Annotated in this window: 11 protein-coding genes; 6 read left to right on the forward strand and 5 right to left on the reverse strand. The window is 60.5% G+C overall.

Annotated elements, in window-relative coordinates; translation table 11 throughout:
- Positions 1 to 110: 110 nt before the first annotated feature.
- Positions 111 to 1553: a pyruvate kinase gene (gene pyk, locus ACNA0J_RS18850; RefSeq protein WP_415820395.1), complete on the reverse strand. Its 1443-nt coding sequence runs from the start codon at positions 1551 to 1553 to the stop codon at positions 111 to 113.
- A 167-nt stretch (positions 1554 to 1720) separates the two neighbouring features.
- On the opposite strand from pyk, the gene ACNA0J_RS18855 reads away from it, so the two are divergent.
- A complete protein-coding gene (locus ACNA0J_RS18855; RefSeq protein ID WP_415820396.1) occupies positions 1721 to 2863 on the forward strand; it encodes a glycerate kinase in 1143 nt (380 codons plus the stop codon).
- Positions 2864 to 2883: 20 nt separating this feature from the next.
- On the opposite strand, the gene rsmA is transcribed toward ACNA0J_RS18855, so the two are convergent.
- From rsmA to ACNA0J_RS18870, 3 genes are read right to left on the reverse strand one after another with little or no spacing between them, the layout of a single operon-like run.
- Positions 2884 to 3672 carry a 16S rRNA (adenine(1518)-N(6)/adenine(1519)-N(6))-dimethyltransferase RsmA gene (rsmA, locus tag ACNA0J_RS18860; RefSeq protein ID WP_415820397.1) on the reverse strand — a complete coding sequence of 263 codons (789 nt, stop codon included), beginning with the start codon at positions 3670 to 3672 and terminating at the stop codon, positions 2884 to 2886.
- 17 nt (positions 3673 to 3689) lie between these two features.
- On the reverse strand, positions 3690 to 5243 hold the full coding sequence (locus tag ACNA0J_RS18865; protein ID WP_415820398.1) for a peptidylprolyl isomerase: 1554 nt from the start codon (positions 5241 to 5243) through the stop codon (positions 3690 to 3692).
- Positions 5240 to 7642: an LPS-assembly protein LptD gene (locus ACNA0J_RS18870; RefSeq protein WP_415820399.1), complete on the reverse strand. Its 2403-nt coding sequence runs from the start codon at positions 7640 to 7642 to the stop codon at positions 5240 to 5242. Before ACNA0J_RS18870 ends, ACNA0J_RS18865 begins: the two co-directional genes overlap by 4 nt.
- A gap of 199 nt (positions 7643 to 7841) precedes the next feature.
- Here ACNA0J_RS18870 and ACNA0J_RS18875 point away from each other — a divergent pair, with 199 nt between their 5' ends.
- The 3 genes from ACNA0J_RS18875 (at position 7842) to ACNA0J_RS18885 (ending at position 10457) form a co-directional block, all read left to right on the forward strand.
- Positions 7842 to 8882 carry an aminoglycoside phosphotransferase family protein gene (locus tag ACNA0J_RS18875; protein WP_415820400.1) on the forward strand — a complete coding sequence of 347 codons (1041 nt, stop codon included), beginning with the start codon at positions 7842 to 7844 and terminating at the stop codon, positions 8880 to 8882.
- Complete coding sequence (murU, locus tag ACNA0J_RS18880; RefSeq protein WP_415820401.1) at positions 8882 to 9625, forward strand: N-acetylmuramate alpha-1-phosphate uridylyltransferase MurU; 744 nt, start codon at positions 8882 to 8884, stop codon at positions 9623 to 9625. The genes ACNA0J_RS18875 and murU overlap by 1 nt, the downstream gene beginning before the upstream one ends.
- 136 nt (positions 9626 to 9761) lie before the next feature.
- On the forward strand, positions 9762 to 10457 hold the full coding sequence (locus tag ACNA0J_RS18885) for a DUF6776 family protein (protein WP_415820473.1): 696 nt from the start codon (positions 9762 to 9764) through the stop codon (positions 10455 to 10457).
- A gap of 98 nt (positions 10458 to 10555) precedes the next feature.
- Here ACNA0J_RS18885 and ACNA0J_RS18890 read toward each other — a convergent pair whose 3' ends face one another.
- Complete coding sequence (locus ACNA0J_RS18890; RefSeq protein WP_415820402.1) at positions 10556 to 11203, reverse strand: OmpA family protein; 648 nt, start codon at positions 11201 to 11203, stop codon at positions 10556 to 10558.
- Between the two features lie 464 nt (positions 11204 to 11667).
- Here ACNA0J_RS18890 and ACNA0J_RS18895 point away from each other — a divergent pair, with 464 nt between their 5' ends.
- Both ACNA0J_RS18895 and ACNA0J_RS18900 read left to right on the forward strand, forming a co-directional pair.
- Positions 11668 to 12426 (forward strand): ABC transporter permease, encoded by a 759-nt coding sequence (locus tag ACNA0J_RS18895; RefSeq protein ID WP_415820474.1) that lies wholly within the window; start codon positions 11668 to 11670, stop codon positions 12424 to 12426.
- 5 nt (positions 12427 to 12431) lie between these two features.
- Complete coding sequence (locus ACNA0J_RS18900; protein WP_415820403.1) at positions 12432 to 13484, forward strand: ABC transporter ATP-binding protein; 1053 nt, start codon at positions 12432 to 12434, stop codon at positions 13482 to 13484.
- Positions 13485 to 13495 lie beyond the last annotated feature (11 nt).

The raw sequence follows: 13495 nt of genomic DNA on the forward strand, positions 1-13495 counted from the left end.
GCGATAGGGCCGGTGCCCCTTTTACACGGCGNACNCCGGCGCCTAAAGAACCCAATACTACGCATGCAGTAAACACCCCTGCATGCAAAAACATGCGCACCAGAAAAACGTTACTCGACGACCAAAATCTTCATCCCATTCGTCCCCCCACTATCCCGATAGGAATCCCCCTTCGTCAGGATCACCCAATCCCCCACCTGCACACGCCCCCGCTTTTTCAGCTCACCAATCGCCGCATCACTCAACTCCGCCGGATCATAGGCTGAAGGATCAAACGGCACCGTATAAACCCCCCGGAACATCGCCGCACGATGCTGCGTCTGGCTATGCGGGCTATAGCAATAAATCGGCACCCCAGAGCGAATCCGCGACATGATCAACGGCGTATGCCCGCTTTCGGTCAACGCAATGATCGCCTTGACTCCGGGAAAATGATTCGCCGCATACATCGCCGCCAACGCGATCGTCTCATCGCAGCGCGTAAACGTCTCGCCCAGACGGTGATGCGAGTGCGTACTGGTAGGATGCTTCTCCGCACCTAAACACACGCGCGCCATCGCCTGCACCGCCTCGACCGGATACTGTCCCGACGCACTCTCGGCCGACAACATCACTGCATCCGTGTAATCCAGCACCGCATTCGCGACGTCGGAGACCTCTGCCCGCGTCGGCAATGGACTGGAGATCATCGACTCCATCATTTGCGTCGCAGTGATCACGACCTTGTTCAAGGTACGCGCATGTTGAATGATGCGTTTCTGAATGCCCACCAATTCAGCGTCACCCACCTCGACACCCAAATCACCGCGCGCGACCATGACACCATCGCTGGCGCGGATCAAGGCATCGAGCGCCTCGTCATCCACGACCGCCTCGGCGCGTTCGATTTTGGCGACGATCCAGGCGTCGCTGCCAGCTTCGCGCAACAGTTGCCGCGCCTCGTCGATATCGCTGCCATAACGCGGAAACGACACTGCAACGTATTCCAGTTCGAGCTCGGCTGCGACCAGGATGTCGGCGCGGTCTTTGTCGGTCAGGCTCGGCGCAGACAAGCCGCCGCCACGCCGATTGATGCCCTTGTTGTTTGACAACGGGCCACCGACCGTCACCGTCGTATGCACCGCGTCTTCAATGATGCGGTCAACCACCAACACCACGCGCCCATCATCGAGCAACAGTTCATCGCCCGCCTTGCAGTCCTGAACCAGCTCGGGGTAGTCAATGCCCACGATAGAGGCATCACCCGCGTCTTTGGGATGGCTGTTCGACAACACGAATTTGTCGCCGACATGCAGCACGATTTGCTTATCAGTGAATCGCGCAATGCGAATTTTGGGGCCCTGCAGATCGCCCATCAGAGCGACATAGCGGCCTTGTTTAGCGGCGACCTCTCGAACCAGACGCGCGCGTTCGCGATGATCGTCGGCAGTGCCGTGCGAGAAATTCAGACGAGCCACGTCAACACCCGCACGCACCAGGGCTTCCAGTTGCTCGGGCGTCGATGTAGCCGGCCCCAGCGTGGCGACAATTTTGGTGCGGCGCAATACGGACATGAATCACCTCTCTCGCAAAATGATGAGTGCATTATGGTACGACGCCGCTGTGAATTGCGGGTGGTACACGGATACAGCAGACTTCGGCGCCTGCACGAGTATTATTAACGTCTTTCGTTGCCAGCGCACCACCACGATCAACACTTATTTTGCCGACCTCGACTATCGTGAAAATCGTTATCGCTCCTGATTCGTTCAAAGAAAGTCTCTCCGCCCCCGACGCGGCTGCCGCCATCGCGCGTGGCATCAAACAAGCGTATCCTGATGCGCATACTGTCTGCGTGCCCATGGCCGATGGCGGTGAAGGTACTGTCGAGGCAGTCCTGGCAGCGACGGGTGGGCAGTGGCGCACGACCACAGTGACCGGCGCGCTGGGCGAATCGCTGGATGCGCCCTGGGGCTGGCTGGATGATGCAACGGCCGTGATCGAAATGGCTGCCGCAGCCGGGTTGGAGCAAACACCCGCCGCGCAACGCGATCCGCTGCGCGCAAGCAGCGGCGGCGTGGGCGAGATCATCCGCGCGGCATTGGATGCGGGCGCGCGGCGTATCATCCTCGGCCTGGGTGGGTCCTCGACCAACGACGGCGGGGCGGGCTTGCTGGCCGCATTGGGCGTGCGCTTTCTGGACAAGTCAGGCAAGGACCTGCCGCCGGGCGGCGCTGCGCTGGCCGAGCTGGATCGCATCGATATACAGGGACTGGACCCGCGCCTCGCGCAGATCCAACTCGACATCGCCTCTGACGTCGACAATCCGCTGTGCGGCCCGCACGGCGCTTCACACATCTTTGGCCCTCAAAAGGGCGCGACACCGGAGCAAGTGACCTTGCTGGATAACAGCCTGAGCCATTTTGCTGATATCTGCGCGCGCGACCTGGGACGCGATATGCGTGATGAGCCAGGATCGGGTGCGGCCGGCGGATTGGGCTTTGCCGCGCATGCGTTTCTCAATGCACGCTTTCGCCCGGGGGTAGAAGTCGTCGCAGAGCTAGGCAAGCTCGCGCAAGCCATGGAAGGCGCCACGCTGGCCTTTACCGGCGAGGGCCGGATGGATGCACAGACTTTACGCGGCAAGACGCCTGCTGGCGTCGCACGTATCGCGCAACACGCCGGCGTGCCCGTCGTCGCGCTGGCGGGCTCGCTGGGCGAAGGCTATGAAAAATTGCATGCAGGCGGCATTACGGCCGCATTCAGTCTGGCGCCAGGCCCCGTCACGCTGCAACAGGCTTGCGAAAACGCCGCGCAATACCTGTGCGACCGTGCGCGCGATGTCACTCAGCTGTGGGTAGCCGCCAGCAAACGCATGCTGTAGCCGCAGCGGCCAGCTCCGCCTTAGACAGCGACAGCCCCGGCCTCGACCAATGCGTCCGTCATCCGGATGAATTTTTCGACGGAGATTTCTTCCGCACGTGCGGTCGGGGCGATCTCGAGCGAATCCCACGGCACGAGGGCTGCCCAATCGCCCAGCGCGCGCCGCAGCATCTTGCGGCGTTGCGCAAAAGCGCGCGCCACGACTGTCTCCAACGCGGTCTCGCTGACGGGCCGCAAACGATTCGCAGGCAGGGGCACCATCCGCACCACAGCCGATACCACACGGGGCGGCGGATCAAAGGCCTCAGGTGGCACGTCGAAGAGCTTATCCATCCGATAGCGCGATTGCAGCATGACCGACAAACGTCCGTAATCCGCACTGCTCGGTGCCGCCACCATGCGGTCTATGACCTCACGCTGCAGCATGAAATGCTGGTCGCGCACGGTATCGGCTGCCGCCATCAGATGAAACAGCAAGGGGCTGGAAATGTTATAGGGCAGATTGCCCACCACTCGCAGCCCTGCCCCCAGGCTGGAAAAATCCACGGTCAAGGCATCTGCCTCGACCACGGTCAATCGCTCTGCAGAATGCTGATTGCGCAGACGGGCCGCCAGATCGCGATCGATCTCGACCACGGTCAGATGCTTCAGGCTGCGTAACAGGGGTTGCGTCAGCGCGGACAAGCCCGGCCCGATTTCTACGATGTGATCATCCGGTGCGGGCGCAATCGCCCGCACAATACCTTCGATCACACTATCGTCGGTCAGAAAGTGTTGTCCGAAACGCTTGCGCGCCTGGTGCTTACTCATGAATGCACTCGCTGCGCTTAACGATTGTTCTGGTCAATACTCAGCTGCTTTTCGAGGCGGTTGTCGATATATGCGCCATTGCGCAACTGCTCCACCCAGTCTTCGAACGCAGGCTCGGCACGGCGTTCGAACAGGATCTGGCGCGCTTGCATGCGCTGCAGCTCATCGCTGACGTCATGCTCGCGGCGTTCCTCGACCTGGATCAAATGCCAACCAAATGGCGACAGCACAGGCTCGCTGATGCCACCTACTGCCAGGGCATTCATCGCTTGTTCAAATGCAGGCACCATCTCGCCAGGATTCACCCAGCCCAGATCGCCGCCTTGCGGAGCATTGTTATCCTCGGAATACTGACGAGCCATATCGGCAAACGATGCACCGCCATTGATCACCCGCTGGCGAATCTGCTCCAGACGTTGGCGCGCCTGGTCGTCAGTCATCACCGCGGAGGTTTTGACCAGAATGTGGCGTGCATGCGTTTGCGTGACCTGTACCGGCCCTTGGTTCGCAGGCATCCCCTGTCCTGGGTGAGGCGCAACGGCCGGCGCGGGAGGCGCAGCAGGGCGCGCTGGTTGCGCAGGCGCCGCGGCAGAGGCGCCGCCCGCACGATCCAGGACCTTCAGGATGTGGAAACCATTACCGCTCTGAATCACACCGCTGACTTGACCGGGTTGCAGGGACGCAACCGCCTTCACGAACAGGTCTGGCCAGCCGTCGATGGGGCGAGCGCCCATCACGCCGCCCTGCAGTGCCTCGGGGCCATCAGACGACTCGGCAGCCAGGCTGGCAAAATCAGCGCCCTGTTTCAGGCGCGCCAGAATGCTTTGCGCCTTGTTGCGCAGGGCAGCCACCTGGTCCGAGCTCGATCCCTCGGGAACGCGCACGAGAATCTGGCCCAGCGCAATTTGCTCGGGACCGGACTGTACACGGGTTTGCGGTGCAGGTTGTCCCGCGCCAGGGGCAGCTGCCCCTGCACGCGCTGCGGGATTATTCTGCTGGTCCTTCAGAAAAGCGTCGACCTCGGCATCGCTGACGATGATCTGCGAGTCGACCGCGCGCTGACGCAGGCGGTTCATCCGCAGGTCTTGAGCCAGTGACTTGCGATACTGATCCCACTTGATGCCGGATTTTTCGACTTCCACGCGCATATTCGGGACCGATATGCGATTACGTTCGGCGATGCCGGCAATGGCTTGATCGATCTGCGCATCGTTGACGCGTATCCCCAGACGGTCAGCCTCTTGGGTTTGTATCCGTTCAACGATCAGGCTTTGCAGTACCTGACGGCGCAGAATGTCTTGAGGAGGCACCTGAATGCCGCGACGCGTCAGGTCGGCGGTTGCATTTTTTGCGGCACTATCGACCTCGCGCAGCGTGATCACGTCCTTGTTGACGATCGCCGCAATGCCATCGACTGTCTGATCAGCTTGCTTGGCCGGCTGTGCTGCCGCCGGACCGGGCTTGGCGGACTGTGGCTTGGGCTGTGCATGGGCCACCGGCACCGACGCGCAAGCCGTCAAGACCAACAAGTTACCGGAGAGCCGGCGCAAAGTGTGCAAGCTACGCATCATTCATACCTTTCAAATGTCGTGCCCTGAGGCGTCTGTGGCGTCACAGACTGGTACCCGGGGATACTCTTGTTCAACAGGCTCATGGGATCTGTACCCAAAGAACCCAGACCCGTCAGCTCCAACTGGAAGAACAGGGCCGTGTTTGTGTCGGCTGCCGACACCGCATAGCGCTGGAAGACCACGCGCCCTGTCCAGCAGCAATCGCCCTTGTATTCGAGACCGGCAATGGCCTGGGTCACACGGGGCCCGCCTTTGTTCGACGAATCGTTTGCGGACGAGTCAGAGTTCAGCGAATAATCAATCCGGCCTACACCATACCAGCGCTCGGTAAAGGGCCACTGAAACGCCAGGCTGATCTGGTTCTGCCCTTGCGGTTGATAGATCGAATTCACCGTGGGATCACGCTGATATCGATATGACAACGCCACAGATGTCAAACGCTGCGGCCGCCAGCGGGCACTGACCAGGCCGCGAGACCAGTTGCCCTCGTAGGGGTCGAACTGCGCAGCGACTTCGGTACTGAGCGTATCGGTCAACGCGGCACTCGCCGCCACCAGGAAATCGGAACGCACGTTGCGGTCTTCGCGGGGCGTTTCGAGCGGCAATGTAACGCGCTGGTCTTCGAAATACAGACGCTGCCCAGCCGACAACGATAGCCGCTCGAACCCCGTGTTCGCATCCAGCCAACGCGTCGTCAATGCGGCCGTCAACTGGTTGGCATTGGAGATACGATCCCAGCCACCGGTATAGATGTTTTCCGAGAACGCCTGTTCAAAGCTGAAATCCGCCAGCGTCGTGTCATACACAGGCAACTTGGATTGGTCGCGGTATGGCACGCGCAGGTAATACAACCGCGGCTCCAGCGTCTGCACGGACGCATTGCCAAACAGCGTCGTATCACGTTCAAACACCATGCCGGCATCAAGCGAAATGATCGGCAGGGTGCGCGACGCATTGCGCTGGTCACTACCCGTCCCATACGTTGTCCCGTACGATGCCGGGTCATACCAGTCAGTGTGGTACTGCGTATAGTGCAGACCGACCTTGGGAATAATGAACCAGCCGGGACGCTGAATCGGATATGACGCCGTCAAATAAGACTGCAGCCGATCACCGTCCGGTCCCTGACGTACCCCCCTCAACAGCGGACGCTGAAAACGCACGGCAGTCGAGGTCCACTCCAGGTCAACGCCCCCGAGATCGTAACGCGCACCCTTTAAATACAGTTCCGGCAGCTTGTTCAAGGGTGGCGACAGCAGGTCATCCTCATCCTGCAGCGTCTGGTATTTATAGACCTGCGCGTAGGCCTGCCAGTAGTTATTACCCCAGCCGACCTTGCCACGTTGCGGCAGGTACGTCGTCGATGCCTCGTTCAATCCCAGCGTCGAAAAGTCGCGGAAATAGTCGTCATCGGACGCCTTGGCGTAATCCCAATCGTAGTAGAACCCGCCACCGAGCAACTGCTGGTGCCGCGAGCGGAACATCCAGCGCCGCTCGCCGGTTTGATTGTCGCTAGACATGTACGTCCCGACCATATTGCCCGCATACGTGCTGCCCATGTAGCGGAATTCCCCACCCAATTGGGGACCACGCTTGCTCAGATAGCGCGGCTGCAGGGTCAGATCGTAGTTGGGCGCCAGGTTGAAGTAATACGGCACCGACAGATCCACGCCGCTATTACTGGTGATCCCATACGTCGGGATCAGAAAACCGGACTTGCGTTCTTTTTTGACCGGAAAGGTCAAATAGGGCGAAGCCAGCAAGGGCACGCCCTTGAAATACAGCACCCCATTGCGGGCAACGCCTTCGTTTTCATCGAAATCCAGATCGACGCCATCGGCCTCGATGTACCACGACGGATCGGCGCAAGGACAACCGCTGTACCGCACGGTCGTCAACCGCATCTGCGACCGGCTGAATATCTCGGCGTGCTCTGCCCGGGCGGCACCGCCATTTGCCCCGATCCAGAAATTCGGCGAATCGATTTCGCCGCTATCGGTATCCACGTTGAACTGCGCGGCCGGGCCTGTCACCAGCGTCCCATCGCGCATCATCCGCACATTGCCCTGCAGGTTCGTCTCGCCCGTAGCGTTGCGATAGTCGATCTGATCGCCTTTGACGACACCATCAATACGACGCACCTCGGAATGCCCGGTCAAGGTCACATTGCTATCCGCGTTGCCCTCGATCTGGTCGGCCTGCAAATACGAGGCCACATCGTCCTCGGGGACGCGATGAATACGCAGCCCTGGCGACGTGCGCAACTGAGGCGCTACCTGCAGCCTGGACGACGCCCCGGATTCCGTCTGGGTGGACGAAAGCGTGCCCTGGCTGCCCTGGGCATGGACGGCGCCCGCCAAGCTGACAGCAGAGAGGATCAACCACCTGACCATATGCACCGTGAACGTAAACCTTTTTGACAGAAAACACCCGCCCCGGTACAAACCGGCCCGTGGCGGTGATGACCCGACCACGCCAAGCATGAAGACATGCCTGTCAACGGGAACGACCCGGTATTATAGAGAAGCTGGGCGCAACATCCGTCACAGGAAGCGCCCGGTACGAAACCAAACCATACCGCATTACGAGACGGCCCTCTTGAGCACCGACCACGATTCCCGTTTGACCCAGGTCCAGACTTGGCTGAATACCCTGCCCGCTGACTTGGCCCTGGCTCCTGAAACCCTGCAACCGGCTTCCAGCGACGCCAGCTTCAGGCGCTATTTTCGCCTGAGTGCGAGCGAGCGTACGGTCATCGTCATGGACGCCCCGCCGCCGCACGAAGACGTCCGCCCCTTTCTGCATGTGGGCGACTTGCTGCGAAAAACCGGACTGAATGTGCCTCAGATCCTGGCTCAAGACCCCGGCCAGGGTCTGCTGCTGCTGTCCGACCTGGGGCGCGACACGTACTACCAACGGATCCAGGCCGGTCTCAGCGACGATCAATTGCAGTCGCTCTACCGCGATGCCCTGGCTGCGCTCGTGCGCATGCAGCAGGCTGGCGTCGACGGCTTGCCCACCTACGACCGCCCCCGCCTGGCGGCTGAGCTCGAGCTTTTCCCGGAATGGTATGTCGGGCGGCATCATGGCGTACAGCTGGACGACAAAACTGCGGCGGCGCTCCAGCATATTTTCGGGTTGCTGTCAGACGCGAACGCTGCCCAGCGCCCCGTTTTGGTGCATCGCGACTTCCATTCCCCTAATCTGATGGTGTGCGACGACCCCGTCTACGGGCCCAACCCCGGGATTCTGGACTTCCAGGACGCCTTGGCGGGCCCCATCACCTACGACCTGGCCTCTCTGGTGACTGACGCCCGCACCACCTGGGAAGAACCCCAGCAGCTGGATTGGGCCGTGCGTTACTGGGAAATGGCGCGCGCTGCGGGACTGCCCGTCGACAGCGACTTTGCGGCTTTCCATCAGGCGTACGAATGGATGAGCCTGCAACGCAACCTGCGCATTCTAGGTGTGTTTGCCCGCCTGAATCATCGCGACGGCAAACCGTCCTATCTGGCGCACATGCCCCGCGTGAACGCCTATGTCCGCCAGGTCGCGCAGCGCTATGGGGTATTCACGCCCCTGCTGCGCCTGCTGGACCGGCTCGATAATCGTGAAGCCCAAGTCGGGTATACCTTCTGATGCGCGCCATGATCCTGGCGGCCGGGCGTGGCGAACGCATGCGGCCGCTGACCGACCACACGCCCAAACCCCTGCTGCCCGCCGGGGGCAAACCGCTCATCGTCTGGCATCTGGAACGCCTCGCCGCTGTGGGGATTCGCGAGATCGTCATCAACCACGCCTGGCTGGGTGAGCAGTTGCCTGCACAGCTCGGCGACGGCAGCCGTTTCGGGGTGCAGATCGCTTATTCCCCCGAATCCCCTGCCGCCCTGGAGACGGCTGGCGGCATCGCCCAGGCGTTACCGCTCTTGGGCTCCGATCCGTTTCTGGTGGTCAATGGGGATATCTGGTGCGACTGGAATCCCGCTGAGGCAGAGGCGCGGCTGCGTGACATGCATCGTGCCGGCGCCGACGCCTGGCTATTGCTGGTAGATAATCCCGAGCACCATCCCCAGGGCGATTTCATCTTGTCCGCACAAGGCATAGTCCTCTCGGACCGCCCGCAGGCGACGAACAGCTCAGACGGTGACGCCAACACTTCTACCCTGCCGAAACTGACGTTCGCAGGCATCGGCCTCTACCGCCCAGCGCTATTCGCCGACCTGCCACCCGCGATGCCAGCGCCTCTGGGCCCTCTGTTGCGGGCCGCCATGGCGCGTGATGCCGTACTGGGCACTCATCATCGCGGCGCATGGACCGACGTCGGAACGCCTCAGCGGCTCGAGACGCTCGATGCGCTGCTCAAGAGTAGGCAGAGGCAATAAAGCAAAATATTTCCAAGCGGTGCATAGGCAACTGGATTTGTCTGACGTAACCTAAGCGCCGATACAAACGTTATTCTTTACGGTTTTTGGCCGGTGTGAACCGGTAACACACGCACACAAGGTTTTAAGTATGGGGATGTTCGGACGCTCGCAACGAGCTGCTTTCAAACCGTCGGTTTATCAGCCCAGCAAGCGGGCCCGCCGCATGCCGCGCTGGCTCGGCGTGCTATTGGTCGGGGTCGGTTTGGGCGCGGGCGGCTTATTGTTTTTGCAGGCCAATTATGGGCCGCCACGCCTGACAGCCGAGGAATCCGAGCAACTGCAGTCCGAACTGAATACGGCCAACGCCGACCGGCAACGCTTGCGGGCTCAACTGAATGAGACCACCAACCAGCGTGACGCCAGCCAATCGACCGAGGCACAAGCCACCGCGGCCTTGGCAGAGGCCCGCACCCGGATGCAAAAGGCCGAACAAGATCTTTTGATTTTCCAGAATATCGTGCCCCCCGATCCCCGCGGCACAGACATCGGTGTGCGTGCGGGCTCCTTCAGCCGTGCTCCCGGCAAACTCAGCTACCAGGTCCTGCTGATGAAGGACAGCAAAGACGCTGAGTTCAAAGGCATATTGCGACTGACGGTACAGGGCGTCTATCGCAACGGACGCGCGGGTGCCATCGAGCTGGACCCCATCGATGTCACATTGGGACGCTATCAAGTTGCCCAGGGCACTGCAGCGCTGCCCGAAGGCTTTACGCCGAACGCCGTACGCATTCAAGTGCTCGATCCTTCCGAGCGCCAACAGGCGATGCGCTTGTATTACGTGCGCGGCTGAGGCCCTCCGCCTTACGCGACAATGGCGGGCCCACAGGGCCCGCCATTGATTGATACCCGTACTGCCTGCGGCGGAACTCACCGCCGGCAATGACAGGCTTACTGCTTCAGCGCATACAAATAAATTTCTACGCGGCGGTTTGCAGCACGGCCTTCGGCAGTGCCGTTATCAGCAATCGGATCGCGGGCCGCACGCCCTTCGATACTCATGCGATCTTGTGCCACACCCTTGCTGGCCAGATAAGACGTCACACTGCGCGCACGGTTATCCGACAGCGTCTGATTGTGGGCCGCCGACCCTGTGCTGTCGGTATGCCCCACCACCTTCGTACGCAACTCAGGATGCTGAGTCAATGCACGCGCCACGCTATCGAGCACCGGCAGCAAAGCCGGTTTCAACGCCGTCTTGTCAGTATCGAACGAGACATTGCTGGGGATATTGACCTTGAGGCTGCCATCGGGCATCTCCACCACATCGATACCGAGCGACGATGCTCCAGATTGCTGCACATCTTTCTTCACGCCAGACCAGTTGTATCCGATCAGCCCCCCTGCCACCGCACCAATACCCGCACCGATGGCCGCTCCCTTACCGTGGCCGATCAACGCCCCGATACCCGCCCCAGCAGCAGCGCCGGCACCCGTGCCGATCGCTGTATTGGTTTGCTGTTGAGTCGCGCAGCCCGCCACCAGCAACGTGGCGGCGGCTAATGCCGCGATACGAGGAAATGTTCTTTTTGCTTGCATGACAGCCTCCAATAGCGCAACGATGGCGCAGATAGACATTGCCGGGCAACCGGCCAGATGATGCTAACAAGGCGCCTTCTGCCGACTGCAACTTTTTGTACCAGATGCGGCGCCAATTGCAAAGCATGTCGCATAAAGTTTGCCAAACCGTTTCAGCTGCCTTGCAACGAATCGCCACGATTGCAACCGAGAGCAGGCGTTTACACCCGATCAATAACGGGGAGTACAACCATTGGGGCTAACACCGATATCAACGGTTGCGCCTTTTAATTAGCATGGGTTGTATCTTTATGGGTTTGGTGCAACCAGGTTTTTCCAACGGGTTTGCAGTAGGCCACTTAAAACAGGTAAGTGAATTGCAAACCACCGCTCGCGCCGACGTGCGCATTGCCTCTCCTGCGGCTCCCGGCCGCAAATCACGAGCACCGTGGGCAACCTGGCTCCATCGCATTTTCGTGGTCTTGATGTACCTTTTCATGCTCAGCCCCCTGATTTTTGTAGTGTGGCTCAGCTTCTTCAAAGACGCCATTCTGTATTTCCCGCCATCGGGTTATACCTTGTCCTGGTACCACAAGGCCGTCACGGACTCTGCCTTCGTCAATGGCTTCATCACCAGTCTGCAAGTCGCGATCATTGCCTCGCTCTGCGGTGTGACACTGGGTGTGGCCGCATCGCTGGGCATCATCCGGTATGCATTCAAGGGCAGTAATGCGATCAATACACTGCTGCTGTCGCCATTGCTGGTTCCCGGCATCGTCGCTGGCGTAGCCATCTATCTCGCGTACTTACAGGTCGAGAACATTCTGGACATGGATGTGGTGGGCACCTATGGCGGGCTGGTGCTCGCGCACATTTGCCTGACCATCCCGTGGACGGTGCGCCTGGTCTCGGCCAGCATGCATGGCCTGGATCCGTCCATCGTCGAGGCCGCGCGCAACCTGGGCGCCAGCCCGCGAACCGCGTTCTGGCGCGTCACGCTGCCCATGCTGCGTCCTGCCATCGTCGCCGCGTCGCTCTTCAGTTTTGTCGTCTCGTTCGAAAACCTCGAACTCTCGCTTTCGTTGGTAGGCCCCGGTCGCACCACGCTTCCCATTGCGATCATGCAGTATCTGGAATTCAACCTTGACCCGACCATTGCGGCGGTGTCCGCGATCCAGATTCTGCTGTTGGGCATCGTCATGCTGGTGACCGATCGCTTCGTCAAACTCAGTCAGGTGGTTTAGAAATAATGGCAAAGGTCTCTATTGAGCGGCTTAAAAAGACGTTCGGTTCTGCCGTCGCAGTCTCGGATTTTTCCCTCGACATCGCTGATGGTGAACTGGTTGCCTTTCTGGGCCCCAGCGGCTGCGGCAAGACCACCACGCTACGCATGATCGCAGGTTTTATCGAGCCTACCGCGGGCACCATCCGCATCGGCGACGATGATGTCACACATATGCCGGTGCACAAACGCAATACCGGCATGGTGTTCCAGCGCTACGCGCTGTTCCCGCACATGACCGTCAGCCAGAACGTCATGTTCGGTCTCGAAATGCATAAGGTCGAAGCCGCCGAGCGCGACAAGCGCATGCGCGCCGCGCTGGACATGGTGCGCATGTCCCAGTTCCACGACCGCTATCCGCGCCAACTGTCCGGCGGACAACAACAGCGTGTGGCCATCGCCCGCGCCCTGGCCATACAGCCGCGCGTATTTCTGCTCGATGAGCCGCTCTCCAATCTCGATGCCAAACTGCGTCTCGAAGTGCGCGAAGAAATCCGCGAACTGCAACGCAATCTGGGTCTCACCACGATATTCGTCACGCACGACCAAGAAGAAGCCCTGGCCATCGCCGACCGCATGGCCATCATGTACGACGGCAAAGTGCAGCAAATCGGGGCGCCCGAGGCGCTATACGAACGTCCGGCCAATCTGTTCGTGGCCGACTTCCTCGGCAAGATGAACTTCTTCGAGGGCGCGATCACCGAGGCCGGCAAATTCCGGACCACCAGTCAACGCGAGATCGCTATCATCGGCGCGGATCGCGGCATCAAGAAAGTCGGCGTGCGCCCCGAACGCGTCACCCTATCGGCCGAACCCCAAGGGCCCAACGCCCTCGCCGGTGTTATTGATACCGCCATCTATCTGGGCTCCATCATCGACGTCCGTCTACGCCTGGACTCGGGAGAATCTGTCAGCGCACAAATCTCCAACCGAGGCGGCGAGCATATTCAGCACCTGTCCGAGGGTGCACGCATGCATGCGTGCTTTGACCCGGCAGATTGCGTGCTGTTCAGCGAATAAGGCGGCACGAC

Origin of the sequence: Bordetella tumbae (assembly GCF_965139195.1) — a bacterium.
Lineage (GTDB): Bacteria > Pseudomonadota > Gammaproteobacteria > Burkholderiales > Burkholderiaceae_B > Bordetella_A > Bordetella_A tumbae.

Coding starts and splice junctions, on each gene's coding strand:
- ACNA0J_RS18885 (WP_415820473.1), top strand. CDS start 9,762: ATGTTCGGACGCTCGCAACGAGCTGCTTTCAAACCGTCGGTTTATCAG.
- ACNA0J_RS18890 (WP_415820402.1), bottom strand. CDS start 11,203: ATGCAAGCAAAAAGAACATTTCCTCGTATCGCGGCATTAGCCGCCGCC.
- rsmA (WP_415820397.1), bottom strand. CDS start 3,672: ATGAGTAAGCACCAGGCGCGCAAGCGTTTCGGACAACACTTTCTGACC.
- ACNA0J_RS18865 (WP_415820398.1), bottom strand. CDS start 5,243: ATGATGCGTAGCTTGCACACTTTGCGCCGGCTCTCCGGTAACTTGTTG.
- ACNA0J_RS18895 (WP_415820474.1), top strand. CDS start 11,668: ATGTACCTTTTCATGCTCAGCCCCCTGATTTTTGTAGTGTGGCTCAGC.
- murU (WP_415820401.1), top strand. CDS start 8,882: ATGCGCGCCATGATCCTGGCGGCCGGGCGTGGCGAACGCATGCGGCCG.
- pyk (WP_415820395.1), bottom strand. CDS start 1,553: ATGTCCGTATTGCGCCGCACCAAAATTGTCGCCACGCTGGGGCCGGCT.
- ACNA0J_RS18900 (WP_415820403.1), top strand. CDS start 12,432: ATGGCAAAGGTCTCTATTGAGCGGCTTAAAAAGACGTTCGGTTCTGCC.